At 73.6% G+C, this 23,618-nt stretch carries 19 protein-coding genes; 12 read left to right on the top strand and 7 right to left on the bottom strand.

The features are described 5' to 3' along the window. The first annotated feature begins 78 nt into the window (after positions 1-78). The 3 genes from LUZ64_RS11290 (at position 79) to LUZ64_RS11280 (ending at position 2,496) form a co-directional block, all read left to right on the top strand. Positions 79-1,143 carry a ketoacyl-ACP synthase III family protein gene (locus LUZ64_RS11290; RefSeq protein ID WP_095578792.1) on the top strand — a complete coding sequence of 355 codons (1,065 nt, stop codon included), beginning with the start codon at positions 79-81 and terminating at the stop codon, positions 1,141-1,143. 82 nt (positions 1,144-1,225) lie between these two features. Next, positions 1,226-1,930, top strand: a complete 705-nt coding sequence (locus LUZ64_RS11285; protein ID WP_095578791.1) for an SDR family oxidoreductase — start codon at positions 1,226-1,228, stop codon at positions 1,928-1,930. A 92-nt stretch (positions 1,931-2,022) separates the two neighbouring features. Next, the gene (locus tag LUZ64_RS11280; protein WP_170116642.1) at positions 2,023-2,496 is read left to right on the top strand and encodes a hypothetical protein; all 474 of its coding nucleotides are present in this window, start codon (positions 2,023-2,025) and stop codon (positions 2,494-2,496) included. Between the two features lie 83 nt (positions 2,497-2,579). Here the strand turns inward: LUZ64_RS11280 and LUZ64_RS11275 are convergent, their stop codons facing one another. The 5 genes from LUZ64_RS11275 to LUZ64_RS11255 form a co-directional block, all read right to left on the bottom strand. Next, a complete protein-coding gene (locus tag LUZ64_RS11275) occupies positions 2,580-3,788 on the bottom strand; it encodes an acyltransferase family protein (RefSeq protein ID WP_095578789.1) in 1,209 nt (402 codons plus the stop codon). Between the two features lie 179 nt (positions 3,789-3,967). After that, positions 3,968-4,657 carry a response regulator gene (locus tag LUZ64_RS11270; protein WP_095578788.1) on the bottom strand — a complete coding sequence of 230 codons (690 nt, stop codon included), beginning with the start codon at positions 4,655-4,657 and terminating at the stop codon, positions 3,968-3,970. Positions 4,658-4,737: 80 nt separating this feature from the next. Further along, positions 4,738-5,862, bottom strand: a complete 1,125-nt coding sequence (locus LUZ64_RS11265) for a sensor histidine kinase (RefSeq protein WP_170116641.1) — start codon at positions 5,860-5,862, stop codon at positions 4,738-4,740. A 353-nt stretch (positions 5,863-6,215) separates the two neighbouring features. Beyond that, the gene (locus tag LUZ64_RS11260) at positions 6,216-7,871 is read right to left on the bottom strand and encodes an FAD-dependent monooxygenase (RefSeq protein WP_095578786.1); all 1,656 of its coding nucleotides are present in this window, start codon (positions 7,869-7,871) and stop codon (positions 6,216-6,218) included. Positions 7,872-8,203: 332 nt separating this feature from the next. Further along, positions 8,204-9,820: an MFS transporter gene (locus LUZ64_RS11255; protein ID WP_095578785.1), complete on the bottom strand. Its 1,617-nt coding sequence runs from the start codon at positions 9,818-9,820 to the stop codon at positions 8,204-8,206. A 335-nt stretch (positions 9,821-10,155) separates the two neighbouring features. On the opposite strand from LUZ64_RS11255, the gene LUZ64_RS11250 reads away from it, so the two are divergent. The 7 genes from LUZ64_RS11250 to LUZ64_RS11220 all read left to right on the top strand — a co-directional run bounded on the left by LUZ64_RS11250 (position 10,156) and on the right by LUZ64_RS11220 (position 16,773). Further along, the gene (locus tag LUZ64_RS11250; protein WP_095578784.1) at positions 10,156-11,079 is read left to right on the top strand and encodes an LLM class F420-dependent oxidoreductase; all 924 of its coding nucleotides are present in this window, start codon (positions 10,156-10,158) and stop codon (positions 11,077-11,079) included. After that, positions 11,076-11,792, top strand: coding sequence for a 4'-phosphopantetheinyl transferase family protein (locus tag LUZ64_RS11245; RefSeq protein ID WP_095578783.1), 717 nt, complete (start codon positions 11,076-11,078; stop codon positions 11,790-11,792). The genes LUZ64_RS11250 and LUZ64_RS11245 overlap by 4 nt, the downstream gene beginning before the upstream one ends. A gap of 119 nt (positions 11,793-11,911) precedes the next feature. Further along, positions 11,912-12,796 (top strand): LysR family transcriptional regulator, encoded by an 885-nt coding sequence (locus LUZ64_RS11240; protein ID WP_095578782.1) that lies wholly within the window; start codon positions 11,912-11,914, stop codon positions 12,794-12,796. A gap of 115 nt (positions 12,797-12,911) precedes the next feature. After that, positions 12,912-13,094, top strand: a complete 183-nt coding sequence (dmpI, locus tag LUZ64_RS11235; protein WP_087927152.1) for a 4-oxalocrotonate tautomerase DmpI — start codon at positions 12,912-12,914, stop codon at positions 13,092-13,094. Between the two features lie 225 nt (positions 13,095-13,319). Then, positions 13,320-15,020: a sensor histidine kinase gene (locus LUZ64_RS11230; protein WP_095578781.1), complete on the top strand. Its 1,701-nt coding sequence runs from the start codon at positions 13,320-13,322 to the stop codon at positions 15,018-15,020. A 16-nt stretch (positions 15,021-15,036) separates the two neighbouring features. Beyond that, entirely contained in the window at positions 15,037-15,690 is a 654-nt protein-coding gene (locus LUZ64_RS11225) for a response regulator transcription factor (RefSeq protein ID WP_095578780.1), read from the top strand. A 321-nt stretch (positions 15,691-16,011) separates the two neighbouring features. Beyond that, positions 16,012-16,773, top strand: a complete 762-nt coding sequence (locus tag LUZ64_RS11220; protein ID WP_095581163.1) for an SDR family oxidoreductase — start codon at positions 16,012-16,014, stop codon at positions 16,771-16,773. Between the two features lie 66 nt (positions 16,774-16,839). Here LUZ64_RS11220 and LUZ64_RS11215 read toward each other — a convergent pair whose 3' ends face one another. After that, a complete protein-coding gene (locus LUZ64_RS11215) occupies positions 16,840-18,297 on the bottom strand; it encodes an aminopeptidase P family protein (protein ID WP_095581162.1) in 1,458 nt (485 codons plus the stop codon). 152 nt (positions 18,298-18,449) lie between these two features. Continuing rightward, positions 18,450-20,042: a PP2C family protein-serine/threonine phosphatase gene (locus tag LUZ64_RS11210; protein WP_095581161.1), complete on the bottom strand. Its 1,593-nt coding sequence runs from the start codon at positions 20,040-20,042 to the stop codon at positions 18,450-18,452. 952 nt (positions 20,043-20,994) lie between these two features. On the opposite strand from LUZ64_RS11210, the gene LUZ64_RS11205 reads away from it, so the two are divergent. Further along, the gene (locus tag LUZ64_RS11205) at positions 20,995-21,789 is read left to right on the top strand and encodes a bifunctional DNA primase/polymerase (protein WP_095581160.1); all 795 of its coding nucleotides are present in this window, start codon (positions 20,995-20,997) and stop codon (positions 21,787-21,789) included. Positions 21,790-22,449: 660 nt separating this feature from the next. Further along, positions 22,450-23,289 (top strand): hypothetical protein, encoded by an 840-nt coding sequence (locus tag LUZ64_RS11200; protein WP_143593100.1) that lies wholly within the window; start codon positions 22,450-22,452, stop codon positions 23,287-23,289. Positions 23,290-23,618 lie beyond the last annotated feature (329 nt).

Genomic DNA, 23,618 nt, shown 5'->3' with positions numbered 1-23,618 from the left:
TTTCACCACGATCGCCCTGTCACGGCGGACGTCCCGCCGACAGGGACGACGGCCGGCAGGTCTGAGGGGGCTTACGAGATGAGACCGGTGGAGGCCGTGGGGATCACGGCCGCTGAGCTCTGGCTGCCCGACGGGCGGGAGCGGGCGTCCGACGCCGTCGGGGACGGGAGGCTGCGCGCCCGCGCGGCCCGTGAGCTGGGCCATGACACGGTCCCGGCGTCCGAGGACGTCCCCGCCCCCGACATGGCGGTGGAGGCGGCGCGCACGGCGCTGGCCACGGCCGGTGTCGCGGCCGGGGACCTCGACATGGTGTGCCACGCGTGGATGTACTACCAGGGGCACGACCTGTGGTCGCCCGCCCATTACATCGCCGCGCGGCTCGGCGCGCACGACGCCCTGCCGGTCGGCGTCCAGCAGGTGTGCAACGGCGGTTCGGCGGCCGTGGAACTCACCGCCGCCTGGCTGGCCGCGGCGCGCGCGAGCCGGCCCGGGACCCCGCGCAGGGGGCTGCTGACCACGGGCGACCGCTTCGCGGGACCGGGCTTCGACCGGTGGGCCGGGGACTACGGGGTCGTCTACGGCGACGCCGGTACGGCCGTGCTGCTGACCGTGCCCGCCACGCCGCGGGACCCGCTGGTCCTGCTGTCCGTCGCCACGGTCGCCGCCCCGGAGCTGGAGGCCATGCACCGGGGCACGGACCCCTTCGCCCCCGCCGCCCGCACCGTCCGCGAGCGGGTGGACATGCGCGCCACCAAACGCGCGTACCTCACCGAGTGGGGCAGCGACGGCTTCAACGCGACGAACGAGGCGGCGATCCGCGAGGTCGTGACGGCCGCCTTGCGCGACGCCGGCACCGCGCCCGACGACCCGCGCCTGCGGTACGCGGTCCTGCCGCGGTTCGGCCTCAAGTCCCTGAACGAGTCGTGGATCCCGGTGCTGTCCGGGACGATCGCCGCCGCCCTGCTGGACCCCGGGCGCGACACCGGGCACCTGGGCGCCGGCGACTCGGCCGCGGGCCTGGCCGGGCTGGTGCGCGCGGGCACGCTGGCACCCGGCGAGCGGGCGCTGGTCTTCAGCGCGGGCGCCGGGTTCACCTGGTCGTGCCTGGTGGTGGAGCGCCCGGCCGAGCCACCGGCGGACTGACCGACCGCCGTTCACCGACGAGCGACGGAGCCGGCCGCCCGGTGCGCAGAAGGCACCGGCCGGCCCGAGTAAGGGGAAGAACATGTCACGTTCCGTATTCATCACCGGGGGGAACCGGGGGATCGGCCTGGCCGTCGCCCGTGCCATGGCCGCCGACGGGGACCGGGTGGCCGTCGGCTACCGCTCCGGCGAGCCGCCGGAGGGCTTCTTCGGGGTGCGCTGCGAGGTCACCGACCCGGAGTCGGTGGACGCCGCCTTCGCGGCCGTCACGGCCGAACAGGGGCCCGTGGACGTCCTGGTGGCCAACGCGGGCATCACCCGCGACACGCTGCTGCTCCGCATGGACGACGCGGCCTTCGACGAGGTGCTCGGCACCAACCTCCAAGGGGTGTTCCGCACCGTCCGGGCCGCCGCGGGCGGCATGCTCGCGGCGCGCGGCGGCCGTATCGTCCTGATGTCCTCCGCGCTGGGCTTCCTCGGCTCGCCGGGCCAGGCCAACTACGCGGCCACCAAGACGGCCCTGGTGGGTTTCGCGCGCTCCCTGGCCTGGGAGCTCGGCTCGCGGGGGGTGACCGTCAACGTCGTCGCCCCCGGCATCATCGAGACCGACATGACCAAGCAGCTCACCGACCGCCGGATGAAGGACGTCATGCGGATGACGCCACTCGGCCGGACGGGCACCGCCGAGGAGGTCGCGGCCGCCGTCCGCTTCCTGGCGGGGGAGTCGGCCTCGTACGTCACCGGGGCCGTCCTTCCCGTCGGGGGCGGCATCGGCATGGGCATCTGAGCCCGCGGTCCAGGACAGTGGAGTCGCGAGACGGGCGGGTCGACGGAGCCCCGCTCCCGGAGAGCGGGCACCCCCCGCTGTGCCGCGCGGACATGGTGGTGCTCGACCTGTGGGAGGGCCCCCGGACGGACCCCGCCGGCCGGGCGGACCGCAGGGGCGCGGTCGCCCGGGCCCTGTACGACGCGTGGCTGGAGCCCCTGGGTTACACCGCCGAATGGCCGGAGGCGGCCGGAGGGACCGGCGCGCCCCGCGTGCTGCTGCGGCACCACCGGCCGTGGCCGCTGCGCGAGGCGGCCCGGGCCCTGGCGCGGTGCGCCCGCTGGGAGCCGGTGCCGCTCGGGGCGGTCCGGTGGGAACCGGGCACGGCCGGAGTGGGGTTCGCCGAGCTGTGGGACATGGTGGCCGCGCTGCGGGACGCCGTGTACGCGCGGTCGGGGCGGAGCGCCCCGGCGGACCGGGACACCGTGCCGTTCCGGGACGACCCCGGACGACCCCGGCTGACGCCCGTGCCTTACGGGCGTGAACCATTCGACCGTAAGGGCGACGGGAGGCCGCCGGGCCGATGAACGTACCGGCGGTCGGGTCCGTGGGCGGGCCCGTGCGGTCGGGTCTGTACGGGCCGGGTTCGTACGGGCCCGTACGGCGGCCGTCAGGCGTCGACCCGGGCCCGCTCGGCCGGTACGGACCTCCGCACCGTGAGCGAACCGCCGGACCGGCGCGTACCGCTCCAGCGGCGCATGGCGGGCCGCTCCACGCAGACCATGAGCAGCCAGCCCGCTAGCAGGCTGAGCAGGCAGGCACCCAGCAGCGCGAGCGCGCCGCCCACCGGCCCGAAGCCCCACTGGTCCTCGTCCAGGAGCGTCCGCCCGTAGAAGAGGACGATCGCCTGGCAGAGGTAGAAGCCGAAGGAGACCTCGCCCAGCCACTGCATGGTCCGCCCGCGCATCAGGGTGCGGGTGCCCCGGACGTCGGCGGTGGCCACGGCGGAGATCAGGGCGCCGACCGGCAGGACGGTGGCCGCGACGAAGCCGAACTGGAACGGCAGGACCATCGTGGCCGCGTAGGAGGCGGCCACCAGGAGGACCGCCGGGACGATGCCGATCCGCGGCCACCGGCCGGCGACGACGATGCGCGCCAGCAGCATGCCGAGGACGAACTCGAACATGCGCAGCGGCGGGAAGAAGTAGCCGAACCAGAACTGCGTGGGGGAGACGGGCAGCAGGGCGGGCCTCGGGGTGTCGGTGACCAGGTACGCGCCGACGAGCGCGACCGCCACCGTGCCCGCCACCATGAGCCAGGCCCACATCCACAGCCGGCGCTCGGCGATCCGCAGGACCGGGCGCAGCGCGAAGGGGAACAGCAGGTAGAAGAGGAGTTCGCTGCAGAGCGACCAGCTCGGCGGGTTGGCCCCGAGGTTGATGTCGAGGCGCGGGTACCAGGAGTTGACGAGTGCCAGGTTGGAGGCCCAGACGGCCGGGCCGACGGTGGCACCGGCGAACAGGACCATCGCCACCACCCAGGTCACCAGGTGGTTGGGGAAGATCTTCAGCAGCCGCCGGCGGTAGAAGTCCCGCAGGCGCTCCCCGGGGCGCGCCACCCAGGTGAGGACGAAGCCGCTGAGGACGAAGAAGAAGGAGACGCCGAGGTATCCGGCCCGGCTGAACAGCTTCTCCGTCGCGTGGGCGAGGCCCTGGTCCGCGAAGGGGTTCATCGGGGACGCCGGGTCCAGCGGGGAGTTCATCTGCGTCATGTGGAACAGGAAGACGAACAGCGCGGCGAAGAACCGCAGTCCGGTGAGGGAGGGAAGTCTGGACCGTCGGGCGCGCTCCGTGGGATGGGCGGGGTGGGTCGGGTGCATTGCCGTACTGCCTTCCGCGGGGTGGGGCGCCGCCCGGCGGGCCGCGGGCGGTGTGCCCGCGCGCCGCGCCGTCCACCGGCCGGGGCCGGGCGGCGAAGGTCCCTGAACCGTAGGGCGGTCACGCCCCGGGGAAGGGTGCGGCTGCGCCACAGGGGGCAGCGGATGTCACCAAGGAGGCATCAGGCCGACTCGGGGTACTCCCGGTAGCGGCGGCTCATCCGCTTGGGGGCGGCGACGGGCGGCTCGATCAGGCCCAGTTCCACGGATTTGTTGGCGGCCTCGACGCGGGATCCCACGCCGAGCTTGTCGAAGATGTTGCGCATGTGGCGCTTGACGGTGCCCTCGGTGATGTCGAGCCGGCGGGCGATCTGATAGTTGCTCAGGCCGTGCGCGGCCAGCTCGACGACCTGCGCCTCGCGCGGGGAGAGTGGTCCGGGCGCGGGCGGCGGGGGCGCGGCCAGCGACTCGGCGGAGAGGGAGAGGGTGATCCTGCTGCCGGGGGTGGTGGCCTCGCGGACCGCGGCGAAGAGCGCCTGGTGGCTCACGGTCTTGTGGAGGAAGCCGCGGATGCCCAGCGGCAGCAGGGCCTGGACGAGCTGGGGGTCGTCGTGCATGGTCAGCACGAGAACGCCGCCCGAGGGGGCGGCCTGCTGGAGCTTGCGCACGGTGGTCGGCGGATGGGCGTTGCCGGGCATGCCGATGTCGAGGAGGGTGATGTCCGGCTGGTGCTCGGCCGCCAGCCGGATGGCCTCGGGGGCGCTGCCGGCGGTCGCGACGACCTCGAACTCGTCGGTGGTCTGAAGGATCTCCGCCAGCGCGTTGCGCAGCAGGGTGTGGTCGTCGGCGATGAGAATGCGAATGGTGTCCATGGTTCCCCCTCGGCGGTTCACTTGCTCGTCGCCCGGGCCCTCTCGCGGGGCGGGCGGCGGACCCGGGAGCCCCCGGGGAGTCACGACCGTGGTGCCCCGGCCGGCTCGCCGGCGACCACGGAATCCCCGGAGCCCTGGGCGGCGTGCCATTCCGGGAGCGGCAGCCACAGCGTCAGCCGGGTGCCCGCGCCCGGCCGGCTCTGCAATTGGCAGGAGCCGTTGAGCTCCCTGGCCCGTTCCCGCATCATGACCAGTCCGCCCTGATGGCCGACGCGGTCCTCGGGGTGCCGGGCGTTACCGATCCGGGTGTCGTCGTGGTCGAATCCACGGCCGTCGTCATAGGCCGCCGCCTCGACTCGGTTGGGTTTGATGCAGACATCGATGGATATGGATTTCGGTGCGGCGTGCGTAAAGGAATTGCGAAGAAATTCGCGGAGAATGAGGAATAATTCGGTGCGGTGCGCTACGGGCAGCCAGGTCTCGTCCCCGCTGACCGTGACGCGCACCGGCAGGCCGCGGAAGTTCAGGGCGCCGGCGCAGTCCCGGAGCTCCGCCTCCAGGCTGATGAGCGGCGCGCCGTGGCGCAGTCCGGAGATGAGGCCGCGGGTGAAGCCCACGGCTTCCTGGAGGGCGTCGTCGAGTGCGGAGAGATGGGCGCGCCGCGGGTCTCCGGGACCCGCGGCGGTCAGGCGGTAGAGCTCCAGGTGGCGGAAGGCGAGGGCGAGGCTGTTGCCCAGGAGGTCGTGGATGTCGCGGGCCAGCCGGTCGCGCTCGTCGGTGTTGACCCGGTCGATCTGGCGGAGCAGGTGGGCGTCGTAGCCGAACACGGCCGCCTGGGTGTGCTGCGAGCCGATTCTGTTGAGCACCTGGGCGGCGCGGCCCATCACGTGGTGGCGCTCCTCGGTGGGGGCGTCGGCGGTGAAGCGTTCGGCGGTGGCGAGGGCGGTGTGCGTCAGGGTTTCGAGGGCCCGGAGGGAATCGACGAGCCGGACCCCGCTGATGGCCCTGCGGGTGCCCAGGGAGGAGGAGCCCGAGAGGTCGAGCGCGGCGGCGATGCCGGTGGATTCGTCCTCGTCGGGTATGTCGAGGGCGCGCGCCCAGCGGGTGAGGATGAGATCGGCGTGGCTGCGGGTGTCCTCCCAGAGTTCCGGCAGCTTCCCGAGTGGGTTGTCGGCCTTTTCTAATGCGTCACGGTATCGGGCCACCAAGGCAGGAATCTCTTCCTCCAGTTGCCCGCCCAGGGAATGTCTCGATGAACAGTGACCTTGCATGTGACCCCTCCCCGTACGCCTTCGCGCTGTCAATCCGCACAGCGTTCTGCACCACCGGACCGTAACATGGGGTCTACAAACAAGATCGTTCATTTGCCAATTTTTGACCAATTCTCGAAGGTGCGGAGGGCGGGTCTCCGTGCTATTGGAGAAATCTCCCGCCCCGACCGCCCCCGCAATTGCTCAGCTGCCTTTCGGCGCTCTTTTGTGGCCTTCTGTCCGGGCTGTCTCCCGCGTTACCTCAGGTATTAATGCCGGGCGCTTTGTCGCTACAAGTGCCGAAGTCTCTAGAAATGCCGAAGCGCACGGGCGGCACGCAGCGCCGCGGGTACCTCCTCGGGGCGGACCCGGCGGAAGAGGTGCCCGTCCGGGCGGACCACGGCGGCCACCGGGCCGGGTCCCAGGAGCCGGGTCAGGACCCCGTCGGGCGCCGCGCTCAGGTCCGTCCACCGGGTCTCCGGCGGAGCCCCGGCGCGCATCCGCGCGTACGCCTCGGACCGGCGCTCGGCGCTGTCGGCCGGGTCCCAGCGCAGCAGCACGGTGAACGCGTCGCGCTCGGCCGCCACCCAGCCGCCGTCCGTGAACCGGCTGTCCGGAAGCACCTCACTCGTGAAGTCCCGGTCAAGGGAGGCCCCTTCGCCGTCCCCCGCTCCGGCCTCGGTGGCGGACCCGGCGACCCCCACAGCCCCCAGGAGCACCGGCACCCTGACGCCCGGCCGGGCCCCGGTCCCCCGGGCCAGCTCCGAGGCGAGCTCGGTGGGCGTGGGCGCGGGCCCGTAGTGCGTGTCGGTCTGCGCCACGATGGGCGCGAGCGCCCGCTGCACCAGTCCCGCGCGGTCGGCGCCGCGCAGCGTGAGGTCACGCGCGGCGATCTGCGCGCGCCGGGAGGCGAAGCCCCACCGCGTCTGCCGGCCGGTCGTGGCGGTCACCCGGTGGGCGGCCTCCCGGCGCTCGGCGTCGTAGCTGTCCAGGGCCGCCGGGTCGAGCCGGCCCCGGGCCACTCCGGCCAGCTTCCAGCCGAGGTTGACCGCGTCCTGGAGCCCGGTGTTCATGCCCTGGCCACCGGCGGGGCTCATCACGTGCGCCGCGTCCCCGGCCAGGAAGCACCGGCCGGCGGAGAACCGCGCGGCGGTCCGTACCCGCACCCGGAAAGTGGTGCTCCACTTCAGCCCGCGGACCACGCCGTGGCCGGGCGCGCGCGCGTCGAGTACCTCCTGGAAGAGCGCGAGCGGCGGCGGGGTGTCGTCCTCCGGGTGCGGCACGCTCACGGCGAGCCGGAACACGCCGTCCCCGAGCGGGCCGAGGGCGAGGCTGCCGCCCGGCGAGTAGCAGTAGCCGAGCAGCCGGTCCGACAGGTCACCGTCCACGTGCGCGTCGGCGATCGCGAAGCTCACGTCCGGCTGGTCGCCTTCGAAGGGGATGCCGAGCAGCTTGCGCGTGGTGCTGTGCGCGCCGTCCGCGCCGACCAGCCACGGGACTTCGGTCTCCTCGGTGGCGCCGTCCTCGTGCTCCAGCGTCACCGCGCAGTGGTCCGGGCGCTGTGCGAGCCCGGTCAGCCGGACCCCGCGCTCGACCGTGCCGCCGAGCTCGGCCAGCCGCTTCTCCAGCACCTCCTCGGTGCGGCTCTGGGCCAGCATCAGGCCGAAGGGGTACGGGGTGTCGGGGAGCCGGTCCAGCCGGGCGGTGCCGAGGAGCCGCCCGGACGAGTAGTAGCCGACGCCGCTGACGCGGTGGCCGCGCTCCACGAGGGTGTCCGCGACGTCGATCCTGCGCAGGACCTCCAGGACGCGGGGCCAGACGCTGATGGCACGGGAGTGCAGGGAGTGGTTGCGGTTCGCGTCGACGACACGGACCGGGACGCCCTGCTGGAGCAGTTCGCAGGCGACGACCAGACCGACGGGTCCGGCACCCACGACGAGCACGGGAGCTGCTGCTTCCGGCATGAGGGTGACTCCTTACGGGGGGGAGGACGGGGTATACAGCCCGTCCGGTGTTAGGGGAGGGCAGGGCAGGGCATTTCAGCCCGTCCGGCGTTTGAGGACACCGCGCGAAGCGCGGTAGGGGCCCGGGGCGGAGCCCCGGTTCAGGGAAGGGGCGGGGAGGGGAGAATCGCGACGCGGCCCGCAGCCGACGGACTACGCCGGCCGAGGCCGGCAGTCCACGGTCCGGCAGTCCACGGTCCGGCAGTCCACGGTCCGGCAGTGCACGGACCGGCAGTCCACGGACCGGCAGTCCATGGACCCGCGGTCCACGGACCCGTAGACCGCCGAACCGCTCAGACCTCCACCCGCCCCGCCGCCGAGGACACCGCCGCGTCCGGCGAGGACGCCTCCACGCCCGCACCCCGTGCCGCCGCCTCCGAACGCCCCCGCATCAGGAAGGCGATCAGCGGCACGGCCACGACGCACAGCGCGGCCAGCACCCACAGCACGGTGTGCAGCGCACCCGTGTACGCGTGCGCGGCGGTGTCCACGAACGCGTCGCGGGCGCCGGCGCCGCCGCGCACGGTGTCGGCGGCGGTGGCCAGGTCACCCTGGTTGAGCAGGTCGGCGACGCGGTCCGGCTCGTCCGCGTACGGGGTGTCGTACGAACCGAGCTTGCCGTCGAGGCCGCCCCGCGTGAACGTGACCATGAGCGAACCGACCACGGCGATCGCGGTGGCCTCGCCCGCCAGGCGCATGGTGTTGAACATGCCCGAGGCCATGCCGGTGCGCTCCGGCTCCACACTGTCGGCCGCGGCCCCGTCCAGCAGGCCGAACGAGATGCCGACGCCCACGCCGATCAGCAGCATGGGGCCGAGCACCGGCAGGTCGCCGCCGCCCGGCTCGATGACCGTCAGCCACGCGCAGCCCACGCCGACCAGCAGCACGGACACCACGATCTGCGTTCCGGCAGGTATCCACCGGGTCAACGCCCCCGCCACCACGGGGAAGATCAGCGTGGGGGCTGTGAGCATCATGATCGTCAGGCCGGCCTGCTGCGGGCTGAGACCGTCCACCGCCGAGAAGTACGAGGGCAGGTAGACCACCAGCGGGCTGAAGCCGAAGACGATGACCATGACGGACACGCACAGCCCGAGGAAGCGCGGGCGGCGCAGCAGCGTCAGGTCGAACATGGGCTGCGCCTGCCGCCGTTCGACGACGGCGAACGCGGCCAGCAGGACCACGAAGCCCACCAGCGGGCCCAGCACCGCCACATGCGCCCAGCCCAGCTGCGGGCCTTCCACCAGGCCGAACACCAGGAGTACGAGCGCTCCGGTGAAGGTCACCGTGCCGGCCTTGTCGACCCGGCCGCCGGCCGGGCCGCGGGACTCCGGCACGAAGGGGGCGAGCAGCAGCACCGCGAACGCCACGACCGCCGGTACCAGGAACACCGAACGCCAGCTGAGGTTGCTCACCAGCACGCCCGCGATGCTCGGCCCGAGCGCCAGGCCCAGCCCCACCGTCGTGCCGAACAGGCTGAACGCCCGGGCCCGCGCCCGGCCTTCGAAGACCTGGGCGAGCAGCGCGCTGCCGCTGGGCAGCGCCGCCGCGGCGCCCGCCCCGGACACCGCGCGGGCCACGTCCAGGAGCATGACGTCGCTCGACACCGCGGCGACCAGCGCGCCCACGCCGAACAGGGCAGTGCCGATGAGGAACACCCGTTTGCGTCCGACAAGGTCCGCCAGTGAACCGGCGGCCAGGATGAAGCCGGCGAAGGTCAGGTTGTAGCCGTTGACCGCCCATTGGAGGGCGGCCAGACCGCTGTTCAGATCGGTGGCGATGCTCGGCAGCGCCACGGACGTACCGGTGATCGACAAGGGGAACAGCACCGAGGCCAGGCAGACCGCCAGCAGCGTGAGCGAGGGGGATCGGCGTCCGCCCTGCCGCCTCGGGGCATCGGGGACGGGCATGGTGGCAACCTCCAAGGTAGACGAGCCCGGACGCTAGCCGCCGGCGCCGCGTCCGCCGGGCGCGATTACCGCGCAGGGAACAGGCGATGCCTCCAAAGAGGCAGTGGGCGGATCTCTGGGGGCATGGGCACCGACACGGCCGCGCGGCTACGTTGCCGATCGCAAAGCCGTGCGTCCGGAAGCCCGGTACGCGCCACGAATCGGTACGCGCCACGAATCGGTACGCGCCATGAACCGGTACGCGCCATGAACGGGCACGCTCCGACGAACCGGCACGCCTCACGAACCGGCACGCCCCACCCACCGCCACGCCTGATCAACCGAAGGGTCCAGCCATGCTGCTCCGTATCCACACCGAGCCGTCCGAGCGCGGGGCTTCCTACGACACCCTGCTGCGCGTCGCGCGGGCCACCGAGGACCTGGGCTTCGACGCGCTCTTCCGCTCCGACCACTACCTCCAGTTCGGCGGGCACGGCCGTACGCCCGGCCCGTCGGACGCGTGGGTGACGCTGGCGGGCCTGGCCCGGGACACCCGGCGCATCCGCCTCGGCACCCTCGTGAGCCCGGCGACCTTCCGCTCCCCCGGTCAGCTGGCCATCCAGGTCGCGCAGGTGGACGGGATGTCCGGCGGACGCGTCGAACTCGGCCTCGGCGCCGGATGGTTCGAGGGCGAGCACCAGGCCTACGCGATGCCGTTCCCCGGCAAGCGCTTCGACCGGCTGGAGGAGCAGCTGCGCATCATCCGCGGTCTCTGGACCACCCCCGGCGACCAGCGCTTCGACTTCACCGGTGAGCACTTCACGCTGACCGGTGCCCAGCCCACCCTGCCGCCGGTCCAGCGCCCCCACCCGCCGGTGATCGTCGGCGGTACGGGCGCGGTCCGCACCCCGGCGCTGGCCGCCGCGTACGCCGACGAGTACAACGCCGCGTTCGTCACCCCCGAGCAGGCGGCCGTGCAGTACGGGCGGATCCGCGAGGCGCTGGCCGAGAACGGGCGCGGCGAGGACGCCATGCGCTTCTCCGTCATCCAGTCCGTGTGCGTGGGCCGGAACGACGCGGAGATCGCCCGCAGGGCCGAGGCGGCGGGCGAGGAGCTCCCCGACACCGCCTTCCGCGGCACCCCGGCACAGGTTGCCGAGCAGATCGCGCGCTTCGCCGAGGCGGGCGCGGAGCGCGCCTACCTGCGGCTGCTGGACCTGGACGACCTGGACCACCTCGATCTCATCGCCTCCGAGGTGCTGCCGCACTTCGCGTCGTGAGGCGGGCGCCCCGGCCGGCCCGCCCGCGTCCGCCGGGCCGCCCTACGGGCCGTCCCACGGCCCCGTCCGGCCAGGGCACGGTCGGCGTGCTGCGCTGGGCGGGCGCCGAGGGCGCCGAGGAGGCGCTGCACCCGGCGGAGCGCGACCTGCTGTCCGGCCGCTCGCCGGGCGGGCGCCGGGACTTCACGGCCGGCCGGCACGCCGCCGCCGAGGCGCTGCGGCTGCTGGGGCGGCCGGGCCCGGTGCTGCGCGACGGCCGCCGGCCGCGCTTCCCCGCCGGGGTACGCGGCTCGATCAGCCACTGCGAGGGCAACGTCGCGGTGTGCCTGGCGACCGTCCGCGAGGACGTCCTCGGCATCGGCGTGGACATCGAGCGGCTCGGCAGGCTCGGCGCCCCGGCCGCCCGCCTGGTGTGCACCGAACGCGAACGCGCCCGGCTCCGTCCCGGGCCGGCCGGCGGCGCGCGCCTGACCGCCGTGTTCTCGGCCAAGGAGGCCTTCTACAAGGCGTTCTCGGCCCTGGACGCGGGGCGGGAGCCGACCTTCCACGAGGTGGAGGTGGCCTTCCTGGAGGACGGCCGGCTGGCCTTCGACACCGTCGGCGGCCTGCTGCCGCGCGGTACGACCGCGACCGGACGGATCGGCACGGTGGGTCCGTACGTACGGACTTCGGTGCTGTTGCGGGCTTGTTCCCCGCCCCGCCCCTCGCCGTGACCGAGGGGCGCCGCCCCCGGCCCCCTCCCGCGCCGCCGAGCGGTGCCCTCGATCGCCGGACGGGCCGGAACGCGCATACTCGGTGGTCCCTGGACACCGAGAAGAGGCTGGTCGGACCCGTGGAACTGCGTCAGCTCCGGTATTTCGTCACCGTCGCCGAGGAACTCCACTTCGGCCGGGCGGCCGAGCGGCTGCACATCGTGCAGTCCGCCGTGAGCCAGCAGGTCCGCCGGCTGGAACGGGAGCTCGGGGTCGAGTTCTTCGACCGCTCGCCACGCCATGTCCGCCTCACTCCCGCCGGAGAGCGCTTCCTGCCCGAGGCCCGGTCCGTGCTCGCGGCCGAGGAACGGGCGCGCGCCGTCGCCGCCGAACTGACGGCGGGCCGCGCCGCCACCCTCCGCCTGGGCACCAGCACCGGGCTCGGCGACCACCTGGACCGGGTGCTGGAATCGCTCGCCCGGCACGCCCCGGAGCTGGGCGTCGAGCTCCTCGCGGCCCCCGTGCGGTCACGGCTGGAGCAGGTCGCCGCGGGCCGCCTGGACGCCGCGTTCGTCCGCGCCCCCGAGGAGCACCCCGGGGTGCGGCTGATACCCGTCTGGCAGGACCAGCTGGTGGTGGCCCTGCCCGCCCGGCACCCCCTGGCCGCGGCCCCCGACGTCGCCCTCGCGGACCTGGCCGAGCTGCCGCTGCGGCTCACCGACCGCCGCAACAACCCGCCCCTGGTCGACCTGGTCGTCTCGGCCTGCCGGGACGCGGGCTTCGCGCCCGTGCCCGGCCCCCGGTCGAGCAGCCTCCAGGACACCCTGGCCGCGATCGGCGCCGCCTCACCCATGTGGACCGTGGTCTACGCCTCGCACGCCCGGCAGCTGCGCACGAGCCGCGTGGCCTTCCTGCCCGTACGCGGCGAGGGGCTCTCCCTGCCGACCGCGCTGGCCGTGCACCCCGTCTCCCCGCCCGCCGCGCTCGGCACCCTGCTGGCCGCCTGCGCCGATCACGATTCGTGATCGCTGTGTGGTCCGAGTGCTTCTAGGTCCCGGGGCGCCGGCGCGATGGACTGGTGTCACACCGGTGAACGACCCGGAACGGCCGGGCCGCACCGCCGATCGAGGAGGCACCCCCATGCCCATCGTCACCGTCCAGCAGGGCCCCCGCACCGTCGAGCTCAAGCGGGACCTCGTCCAGCGCATCACCGACGCGTTCGTCGACGCCTACCAGATCCCGGCCGACGCCGTGCAGGTCTGGATCCACGAGACCCCCGCCGACAGCTGGGGCCAGGCGGGCGTCCTCACCGCCGACAAGTAACCGGCGGACGGGCAGCGGGCAGGGTGGGGCCTGCCCGGCACCCCCCTCCCGCCCCCCACGGGCCGGTCCCACGGGCCGGGCCGGCTTCGGTCCCTACGCGGGTCGCTACGTAGATCGCTATGCAGATCGCTACGTAGATCCCCGCTTCGGTCCCTACTTTGGTCGCGACGGTCGTAGACCTTCGGTAGACGACCCGGTCCGGGAACTCTGCCTAGGCTGCCGACCATGAAGGCGACAACCTGGGCTGAGGCGAGAACGTGGGCCCATGGCCTGTGGCGGCGGCTGGTGGACCCCGGCCAGTGGACGCGGCGGCGGCTGGCCTGGGAGTGCGCCTTGGCCCTCACGCTCGCGGCGCTCGCCGCGGGCACCGAATGGCTTGAGGGCAACGGTCCCGTACGCATCGCGGCGGTGACCGTCGCCGTCGTGCTGCTCTCCCTGGTGCGCAGGGCCCTGCCCGGCACCGTGCTGATCGCCGCGGCCGCCCTGTCCTCGCTGAGCGGCGGCGGGATGCTGGTCCTCATCCTGGCCAGCTGGTCCGCCGGACGCAGGATCGACGGGGCCGTACGGGCCCTGCTGACGTTCTGCGCGGCCTTCGTCGTGGACCTGGCCCTCGGCCTGCTCCAGCTCCGCCAGTCCTTCGTCCTGGTCCTCACCCTCGGCACCCTGCTCTTCCTGGTGACCTCGGTGGTCCCCGGCCTCACCAGCCGGTACTGGACCCAGCGCCGGACTCTGCTCCAGACCCTGCGGGAGCGCAACGCCCAGCTGCTCCGCGAGCGCCGGATGATCGCCGGGCAGGCGCGGATGCGCGAGCGACAGCGCATCGCCCACGACATGCACGACAGCCTCGGCCATCAGCTCGCCCTCATCAGCGTGCACACCGGCGCCCTGGAGGTCGACCCGGAGCTGACCGGGCGGCAGAGGGAGGCCGTCGGGGTGCTGCGCGAGGCGTCGGTGGCCGCGATGCACGAGCTGCGCGAGGTCGTCGGCATCCTCAAGGACCCCGGCGTCGCCGAGGAGAGCGAGCCCGTGTCCCGCGCGGTGGCCGGCATCGAGGGCCTCGTCGAGTCGGCGGTGGCCGCCGGCGCCAAGGTCACCTTCACCCGGACGGGCGAGCCGCGCCGGCTGGCCCCGACCGCCGACCACGCCGCGTACCGCATCGCCCAGGAAGGGCTGACGAACGCCTACAAGCACGCGCCCGGCGCCCGGATCTCCGTGAGCCTGCGCTACGAGCCGGACGCCCTGGTCGTGGAGGTCGCCAACGGCACCGTGCCGGACGGCGCCGGGGAGCGGGCGGCGCCCGTCAGCGGCGGCCAGGGGCTCACCGGGCTGCGGGAGCGGGCCCGGCTCGTCGGCGGCATGGTCCACGCGGGACCGGTCGAGGACGGCTTCCGGCTCGCCGGGGTGATCCCGTACGAGACGAAGGAGGCCCGCGAGGCGACCTTCGTCGACGCGGACGACGACTTCCGGCAGCAGCTTCCGGGCGTCCCGCCGGGCGACGGTGGACCGGTCATCGACTGGTCGGAACCGCGCGAGGAGTTCGGGAACATCGTGAGGGACAAGAAGAGAAACGGTTGCCTGATCGGCTGCGGCGTCGCCCTGGTCGTCCTGGTCGGGCTCGTGGTGGCGGCCGTCATCGGCGTGGGCATGGTCTTCGAGGAGGCCGACAAGACGATGGTCGAGCCGCGCGTCTACAACTCGGTGCGGGTCGGCGAGGACGAGGCGCAGGTGCGCGACCGGCTGCCGTCGGGCAAGTCCTTCCTCACCTCCGAGGTGACGAAGGGGCTGCCGGACGACCCGCAGGGGATGAAGTGCCTGGTCCTGCTGTCCACCGACACCTCGCAGGGCCTGAGCACGGACACGGTTTACCGCTTCTGCTTCAAGGACGGGAAACTGGCCGACAAGCGTGAGTTCCACGTCAAGAATTAAGTGACCGGGAGACCAGGTGATCCGCGTCCTCATCGCCGATGACGAACCCCTCATCCGGGCGGGCATCCGGATGATCCTCACGTCGGCCGAAGACATCGAGGTCGTGGCGGAGGCGCCGGACGGGCGGGAGGCCGTCGAGCTGGCCCGCCGCCACCTGGTCGACGTGGCGCTGCTCGACATCCGGATGCCGGTGATGGACGGGCTCGACGCCCTCGCCGAACTCCGGCGGACGGCCCCCGGCGTCCGGGCGCTGATCCTGACGACCTTCGGCGAGCGCGAGAACGTCCTGCGGGCCCTCCGCCAGGGCGGGGCCGGATTCCTGCTGAAGGACTCGGCGCCGGGCGAGCTGATCGGCGCCGTCCGCGCGGCGGCCGCGGGCGACGCCTATCTGTCGCCCGCCGCGACCCGGCACGTCGCGGACTCCCTGGTGCACGCCCCCGACACCGGCCGGGCCGCCCGGGCCCGCGCCCGCGTGGCCGCCCTCAGCGAGCGGGAGCGCGAGGTGCTGGCCCTGCTCGGCGAGGGGCTGTCCAACGCGGACGCGGGGCGGCGGATCCATATGAGCGAGGCCACGGTGAAGACGTACGTGAGCCGGATCCTGGCGAAGCTGGAGTGCGAGAACCGCGTGCAGGCCGCGCTGCTGGCGCGGGACGCGGGCCTGGGCGGGTAGCGCGCCGGGGTCAGGCCCCCCGGACCTGGACCTGAACCTCGACCTGAACCTCGACCTGAACCCGGACCTGAACCCGGACCTGAACCCGGACCCGGCCCCCGATGCCGAGCGGCATCCTGTCCGTCCTGCGACAGAGGACGTTCGAGCAGGGCGGCAGGGCGGCAGGGCGGCAGGGACAGCAGGGGCGGCAGGGGCAGGGGCGTGGGCAGCAGAGGGCGATTCCGCCCCGGCCTCCACCCATGTGGCCGCCGCCCACAGGCGTCACCGCACCCCCGCTCATAGCGTGGGCACCACCCGCACCCCACGCCCCGGGAGACGCCCGTGCCCACCCCCACCCACAGCCTCAAGGACAAGGTCGTCGTCATCGGCGGCGCCTCGCGCAACCTCGGCAGCCTCATCGCCAAGGAGATCGCCCCCGAGGGCGCCAAGGTCGTCGTCCACTACAACAGCCCGTCCTCCAAGGACGGCGCGGAGAAGACCGCCGCCGAGGTCGAGGCCGCCGGCGGCAAGGCGGTCGTCCACGGCGCGGACCTGACCAAGGTGGCCGGGGTCGAGGGGCTGTTCGACGCCGCCGTCGGGGCGTTCGGCAAGGTCGACTGCATGGTGAACACCGCGGGCATGGTCATCAAGAAACCGATGACCGAGACGTCCGAGGAGGAGTTCGACAAGATGTTCGCCGTCAACTGCAAGGCGGCGTACTTCATGATGCGGGAGGCCGCGAAGCGCCTGGAGGACGGCGGCAAGATCGTCACCATCGTGACCTCGCTGCTCGCCGCCTACACCGGCCTGTACTCCGTCTACGCCGGCAGCAAGGCACCCGTCGAGCACTTCACCCGGGCACTGTCCAAGGAGCTGTTCGGCCGGAACATCTCCGTCAACAACATCGCCCCGGGCCCGATGGACACCGGGTTCTTTTACCCGGCCGAGACGGACGACTCGATCGCGTACCACAAGTCGTCGGCCATGAACGGCGACCTGACGAAGATCGAGGACATCGCGCCGTATGTGAAGTTCCTGCTCACGGACGGCTGGTGGCTCAACGGCCAGACGCTCTTCATCAACGGCGGCTACACCACCCGCTGAACGGAGCAGCGGCCCGTCGTCCGTACGACGGGCCGCTGCTCACGGGCACGGGCGGGGGCGCGGGGGTCAGCCCTTGAGGCCGGCCATCCACGCCTCGACGGCCGCGGACGTGCGCGGCAGCCCGGCGGAGAGGTTCCGGTTGCCGTCGTCGGTGACGAGGATGTCGTCCTCGATCCGGACGCCGATGCCGCGGTACTCCTCCGGCACGGTGGTGTCGTCGGCCTGGAAGTACAGACCGGGCTCGACGGTCAGCACCATCCCCGGCTCCAGGACGCCGTCCACGTACGTCTCCGTACGGGCCACGGCGCAGTCGTGGACGTCCAGACCGAGCATGTGGCCGGTGCCGTGCAGCGTCCAGCGGCGCTGGAGGCCGAGCTCCAGGACGCGCTCGACCGGGCCCTCGACCAGGCCCCACTCGACGAGCTTCTCGGCGAGGACGCGCTGGGCGGCGTCGTGGAAGTCGCGGTACTTGGCGCCCGGCCTCACGGCCGCGATGCCGGCCTCCTGGGCCTCGTACACGGCGTCGTAGATCTTGCGCTGGAGGTCGGTGTACGTGCCGTTGATCGGCAGCGTGCGGGTGACGTCGGCGGTGTAGAGGGTGTGCGTCTCCACACCGGCGTCCAGCAGGAGCAGCTCGCCGGAGCGGACCGCGCCGTCGTTGCGCACCCAGTGCAGGGTGGTGGCGTGCGGGCCGGCGGCGCAGATGGAGCCGTAGCCGATGTCGTTGCCCTCGACGCGGGCGCGCAGGAAGAAGGTGCCCTCGATGTAGCGCTCCGAGGTGGCCTCGGCCTTGTCGAGGACCTTCACGACGTCCTCGAAGCCGCGGACCGTGGAGTCGACGGCCTTCTGGAGCTCGGCGATCTCGAAGGCGTCCTTCACGAGCCGCTGCTCGCTGACGAAGACGCGCAGCTCCTCGTCGCGCTCGGCGGTGACCTTGTCGGTCAGGGCCTCCTCGACGCCGGCGTCGTGGCCGCGGACGGCGCGGACGGGGCCGGTGGCCTCGCGCAGGGCGCCGGTGAGCTCGCGGACGTCGGCGCAGGGCATGCCGTAGAGCCGCTCGGCCTCGGTGAGGCTGTGCCGGCGGCCGACCCACAGCTCGCCCATGCCGTCGAGCCAGAACTCGCCGTTCTCGCGGTTCGAGCGCGGCAGCAGGTACAGCGTGGCCTCGTGGCCCTGGGCACCGGCCGGCTCCAGGACGAGCACGCCGTCCTGGGTCTGGTCGCCGGTGAGGTAGACGTACTCCGTGGACGCGCGGAAGCTGTACTCCGTGTCGTTGGAGCGGGTCTTCAGATTGCCCGCGGGGATCACCAGACGCTCGCCGGGGAAGCGGGCGGAGAGGTCGGCGCGGCGGCGGGCGGTCTCGGCGGCCTGGGCGATGGGCTGCAGATCGCGCAGCTCGGTGTCGGCCCAGCCCGACTTCATACTGGCGGCAAGCTCGTCGGAGACGGCCGGGTAGAGGCCGTTCTTCCGCTGCTTGATCGGCTCGTCACCTTCGGGGTTCTCGGGCGCGGGCTGCTCGGTCACTGCGTTTCCTCCTCGGACGGGGCCGCTTTCCATCGTATGTGCGAGGAAATGCGACGGAGAAGGCTGTGGACGACCGGGTCCGTCCGGCCCGGGGCCGGGGCGGAGGAGAAGGCGGATCACAAGCGGGCCGGGCCCCGACCCGGGCCCGGGGCTCAGTCGAAGCGGGCGGCCAGCAGGATGACGTCCTCGCTCCCGGTGGTTTCCGTGTCCTCGGGGCGGGCCCCGGAGTCGCCCCCGCCGTCCTCACCGTCCGGCAGCACGGCCCGCAGGATGTGGTCCACGACGGCGTCCGGGTCGCGCAGCGCGGCCCTGGGGACGCTCGCCGCCGCACGGTGCAGCCGGGCGAAGCCGCGGTCCATGGCGTCGCCGGTGCGGTGCAGCAGCCCGTCGCTGTAGAAGATCAGTGTCTCGCCGGGGGCCGCCTCGACCTCCACGCTGGGCGCCTCCCAGCAGGCGAGCATGCCCAGCGGCGCGGACAGCGAGGTCTCCACGAACTCGGCGCGGTGCTCGCCGATGATCAGCGGCGGGCAGTGCCCGGCCCCCGCCAGGACCACCCGGCGCTCGGTGGGCTCGCAGTACGCGAAGAGGGCGGTGGCCGAGCGGGCGGGCTCGGTGAGCCGCAGCAGGAGCTCCAGGTCGGAGAGGACCGCTACCGGGTCCTCGCCCTCCATGACGGCGTACGCGCGCAGGGAGGCCCGCAGCCGGCCCATCGCGGCGACCGCGCTGGGCCCGGAGCCCGTCACCGCGCCCACGGCCAGGCCGAGCGCGCCCTCGGGCAGCGGGAGCGCGTCGTACCAGTCGCCGCCGCCGCGCGGTCCGGTGCGGTGGCGGACCGCGAGGCGGACCCCGGGGATCCGGGGCAGCCTGCTGGGCAGCAGCTCCTCGCGGAGGGTGGCCACGGTCTCGCGGGCCTCGGTGAGCTCCAGCAGCCGGGCGAGGTGCTCGGTGGCGTGGTCGCGGTAGAGGCCGAGCAGGTGCCGCTGCCGGTCCGTGGGCTCGGCCGGCTCGTCGTAGAGCCAGACGGCCGCGCCCAGCCGGCCGGCGCTCCCGGTCCGCGGGTCGGACTCCAGCGGTACGGCGTAGCCGGCGCCGTAGCCGAGCCGGGCCGCGACCTCGCGGTGGCGGGGGTCCAGCGTCTCGTCGGCGGCGATGTCGGGGTGGGCGGTGCCGGCGCGGGAGCCGAGCGGGGGGAGGTCGCCGAAGAGCAGGCCGTGCGGGCCGGCCGGGCCGTGCGGGCCGGCCGGGATGGTCTCGATGTGTCCGAGGTCGGCGCGGCCGAGCCCGAGCCCGACGGTGACCGGGTGCTCGTGGCCGGGCCCCCGCGCGGGGTGGAGGGTGACCAGGCCGCGGCGGGCGCCGACGAGGGTGGCACCGGCCAGCAGCAGCTCGTGCAGCGCGGCGTCCAGGGTGTCGGTGCGGGTGAGCCGCTCGGTCAGCTCCTGGAGGGTGGTGAGGTCCGAGATCCAGCCCGCCAGCCGGTCCTGGACGAGGGCGTTGGGCGCGGGGGACGGAACGGCGGAGGAACCGGATCCGTCGCCTCCGGCCTCACTCGCGGGATCCGTGGGGCCGGTGGTGCCGGGCTGGTCCGTGGGGCCGCCCGGGCCGGTGTGTCCGGTGGTTTCCGAGGATTCGGCGGAGTCCTCGGGGTCCGTGGGGGAGGCGGCGGCGGAGGAGGACGGAGTGTGCGAGGGCGCGGGCAGCGGAGGGTTGATTCCGGCCACTTTCGGCAGGTGGGGCGTGGTCATGGCCGACTGCCCCGGAGGAGCCGCGTGGCAGCGCGGGGGGCAGCCGTGCGGACGAGCGCTCGCGGCGTCTCGTCGAGCCGTGTTGACCAGCTGATCAGCCTGTACTTTCGCGTCAATAGCATCGCAAGCCCCCTGTCGTGTTGCGCGCTATCCGTGCTCCACATGTACACGCCCGGGTAAGCGGATGTCCAGCATTGGGCCGGTGGGATTGGTGGTGTCTATGGGGTTTCAAACTTGGCCGGAAAATGGTCCCGCGATCCAGGATTCGCGATCGACTGACGTTGTTCGACAGCGCGTCATATCCACCCCGGTGGGTACGTACACGGTGAAGGGCAGGGGCAGTTGGGGCCGCCCCGGAACCCGGCGGCGGACCCGAGCGTCTTATCCGGCAACGGCCGCGCCCGTCCCCCAGGGCGCGGGGCGACCCGCGCCACAGGCGAGGGGCGTACAGGCTCAGCACGAAGCGCCATACGCGCGCCACCCCCCGCCATGTTTCACGCTCGGCCCGTGGCGTGATGCGCTGCGTTGTACATGCAGTGACTTGGGAACCACGTGGTGTGCCGGCCTCGAAAGGGCCACGGCGTGTTGAGCAGCGCGCGAAGTCGGACCCGTAGTGCCATGGAGTCCGAGCAGTCCGTACGCGGCCCGGCGCGGTGCCCGGCGACTCGCCGGGCGGATCCACGCGGCGCCGCGGCAGTTCACGCGGTTCACGCAGTTCAGGCAAGCAGCTCACGCAGTTAGCGCAGTTCGGTCAGCTCGTGCAGTTCACGCGGTCCGGGCGGTTCCCTTGGTCCGGGCGGCCCTCGTGGCCCAGGCGGCCCACGCGGTCGCCCGCGGCCCGAGGGAGCCGTCCCGGCCGCCGCGGAGGCTGTGCGGTGTCATGTAGTGCGATACGACCCTTGTCCCACGGCAAGGGCCCGATTTCGGCGTTCACGGAAAGGAACGAGCGCTCATGCGCGAGATCCTCGGAAGGCGACGCAAGCTCTCGCTCAGGCGAGGCGGCCGGCCCGCGGTCCTCACCGCGGCCCTGGCCTACGCCACGGAATGGCAGTGGCCCGTACTCCCGGGTGCGGGCCTGCGGCCCGCCGGCGGCCGCGGGACGGTGTGCGCCTGCCCGCACCCCGACTGCGCCGCCCCCGGCGCCCACCCCTTCGACCCCGGTCTCCTGGCGGCGACCACGGACGCCCGGATGGTCCGCTGGTGGTGGACCAACCGCCCGGACGCCCCCGTCGTGCTCGCGACGGGCGGGCGCGGACCCTGCGCGGTGAGTCTGCCCGCGGTGGCCGGCGCCCGCGCCCTGGCGTCCCTCGACCGCGCGGGCGTACGGGTCGGCCCGGTGGTGGCCACCCCCGACCGCTGGGCCCTGCTGGTGGCCCCGTACTCCCTGGAGGTCCTCGGCGAGCTGCTCCACCGCCAGGACTGGGTGCCCGGCTCGCTGCGCTTCCACGGGGAGGGCGGCTATGTGGCGCTCCCGCCGTCGCCCACGGGCGCGGGCCGGGTGCGCTGGGAGCGGGCGCCGCAGCCGGGCGGGGCGGCCGCCGGGCCGTTCGGGGCGCCGGGGACGGCGAAGACCCGGCGGGCGGACCGGGCGCTGCTCGCCGACCGGGCGGGCGCGCTGGGCGAGGGCGGCGGGTCGAACGGCGGGAAGGGTCCGTGGCTGCCGGACATCTCCACCGTCGTCGACGTCCTCGTGGAGGAGAGCGCGGGCACGGGGACACAGGGCGGCGGCAGCCGGCTCGCCTACTGACGCGGGTCACGGACGCGGGGGTCCGACGAGCCGGTTGAAGCCCCAGACGCGGCGGTGGTCTCAACGGTCGCGGCAGCTACAGGAACAGCGGCGGCAACAAGAGCAACAGCCGCAGCGGTTACGACAACAGCAACATCCACAACAGTGATCGCAACTGCGATCGCAACCATGGTCACGGCAGCGGTCGCGACAGTGGTCGCAGCAGGGGTCACAGCAGGGGTCACAGCAGGGGTCACAAGTGGTCGCAACAGTGGCCACAGTGAACGCGACAGGCACGGTGAACACGGTGAACGCGCGCGGCCACGGCCGACGGGGACGGCGTGTTGACGGCCCCGGCGGCCGGAAGCCGGACGCGGCCACCGCCCCGGCGGACCGCCGAGCGGCGCGCCCCTGAGGGGGTGACCGTATGAGCACATGAGAGCGCGTACGGACGGGAGACGCACGCGCTCTCACTCGTACGGGTGTAAGCCGCTCCGGGATCCGTGGGAAACCACCGCGCGGCCGCCCGGCGGGGCGTGCTCCGACCGCTATGTTCGGGTGAGGGCTCGCACCGGATCGTTGCCGGGCGCCGCCGCGTACCGCCGGACACCGGCGGCCGTGCGGGGCGATGTCGAAGGCGGCCCCACGAATCAGCGTTCGCGGCGAGTTGCGGGTGGTCCCATGGAGCGTGCGTCCGGTGTGCCCGGTGCGACCGGTGCGTCGCAGTCCGGCGCGGCCCGGCAGCGAGCGGCGAATCTACGGATGATCGCCCTCGCGAGTGTGGTGGCGCTGGCGATCGTGCTGCCGCTGGCGGCGGCGACGGCCGGACCGGCGGGTCTGATGAGCCCGGAGAAGACGGGGAAGCGGGCGCACGGCAGCGGCCACGGGGGCGGCGGCCGGGCGGCCGGGGCCATGGACGCCCCTGGTGACGGTGACGGCGAGGGCACCTCCGACGAGACCGCGGACGACACCGCGGACACCGAGGACGACGAGGCCGCGGACAACGCCTCCGGCGCCGTCGGCCCGGCGGAGGGGCGGGAGTCGCGGGAACAGGACGGAGCCTCGGGTTCCGATGGGGAAGGCGGAGAGGGCGCGGAAGAGGGCGGTGACGAGGACGTCGTCGGCGACGCCTCGGAGGGCCTCCCCGGCGCCCCCGGCAGGGCGATCACGCGCTGCGGTCCCGAACTCTCCTCGCCGGCGGGCGTGGAGGCGCAGACCTGCGTCCTGGAGCGGGGCGGGGAGACCTGGGGCCGTACGTACTTCAGGAACGCCACAGGCGGCCCGCTGACGGCCGTACTGACCCTCATGGGCCCCGACGGCCGGACCGTACAGGTGCACTGCCGTACGGGGGCCTCCGACGACCCGGACGGCTGCGAGACGCCGCACCGGCCGACGGTCCGGGGCGCGAGCGGGGAGCGCGACGGCGGTGGCGGGTACGCGGCGGTGGCGGAGTTCGCCTCGGCGGAGGGGAATCTTCTGCTCCGGTCCGGGAGCAACTCGCCGGGCGACCGGGTGGATTAGCGGGGGCGGTCCGCCGGTGGCCGCTGCCGGGCCGGTGACGGATCGCTGACGGCGTGGTGGCGCCGCGCTGAACGCCTTCGGGAGGGCTCCGGTGGGCCGACTGCGGGCCGCTGCGGGCCGCGGGCGTGTCCGGGCATGGAAACGCCCGGTCGCTGGCGACGGGGGATGCACCAGCGACCGGGCTCCTAGAACGGTAACAAGAGATCGGCCGTTCGCAAATTCGATCGTGGATTTCCGGACGCGTATTTCCGGTCTGACAGCGGGAGTTGTGACAGGAGTCACGTGAATGGCGCCCTCCGGGCCCCGGAATCTCCCGCTCCATGTGATGG

The sequence above is a fragment of the Streptomyces albireticuli genome, from assembly GCF_021228125.1.
In the GTDB taxonomy this organism is placed as follows: Bacteria; Actinomycetota; Actinomycetes; order Streptomycetales; family Streptomycetaceae; genus Streptomyces; species Streptomyces albireticuli.
The sequence above is the reverse complement of the archived record's forward strand: the minus strand, read 5'-3'. Positions and strand labels throughout refer to the sequence as shown.

Bases quoted from the DNA above. Each gene is read 5' to 3' on its own strand.
- LUZ64_RS11260 (WP_095578786.1), bottom strand. From the start codon at position 7,871: ATGCCGGAAGCAGCAGCTCCCGTGCTCGTCGTGGGTGCCGGACCCGTC.
- LUZ64_RS11280 (WP_170116642.1), top strand. From the start codon at position 2,023: ATGGTGGTGCTCGACCTGTGGGAGGGCCCCCGGACGGACCCCGCCGGC.
- LUZ64_RS11205 (WP_095581160.1), top strand. From the start codon at position 20,995: ATGCGCGAGATCCTCGGAAGGCGACGCAAGCTCTCGCTCAGGCGAGGC.
- LUZ64_RS11290 (WP_095578792.1), top strand. From the start codon at position 79: ATGAGACCGGTGGAGGCCGTGGGGATCACGGCCGCTGAGCTCTGGCTG.
- LUZ64_RS11285 (WP_095578791.1), top strand. From the start codon at position 1,226: ATGTCACGTTCCGTATTCATCACCGGGGGGAACCGGGGGATCGGCCTG.
- LUZ64_RS11210 (WP_095581161.1), bottom strand. From the start codon at position 20,042: ATGACCACGCCCCACCTGCCGAAAGTGGCCGGAATCAACCCTCCGCTG.
- LUZ64_RS11250 (WP_095578784.1), top strand. From the start codon at position 10,156: ATGCTGCTCCGTATCCACACCGAGCCGTCCGAGCGCGGGGCTTCCTAC.
- LUZ64_RS11200 (WP_143593100.1), top strand. From the start codon at position 22,450: ATGGAGCGTGCGTCCGGTGTGCCCGGTGCGACCGGTGCGTCGCAGTCC.
- dmpI (WP_087927152.1), top strand. From the start codon at position 12,912: ATGCCCATCGTCACCGTCCAGCAGGGCCCCCGCACCGTCGAGCTCAAG.
- LUZ64_RS11230 (WP_095578781.1), top strand. From the start codon at position 13,320: ATGAAGGCGACAACCTGGGCTGAGGCGAGAACGTGGGCCCATGGCCTG.
- LUZ64_RS11255 (WP_095578785.1), bottom strand. From the start codon at position 9,820: ATGCCCGTCCCCGATGCCCCGAGGCGGCAGGGCGGACGCCGATCCCCC.
- LUZ64_RS11270 (WP_095578788.1), bottom strand. From the start codon at position 4,657: ATGGACACCATTCGCATTCTCATCGCCGACGACCACACCCTGCTGCGC.
- LUZ64_RS11275 (WP_095578789.1), bottom strand. From the start codon at position 3,788: ATGCACCCGACCCACCCCGCCCATCCCACGGAGCGCGCCCGACGGTCC.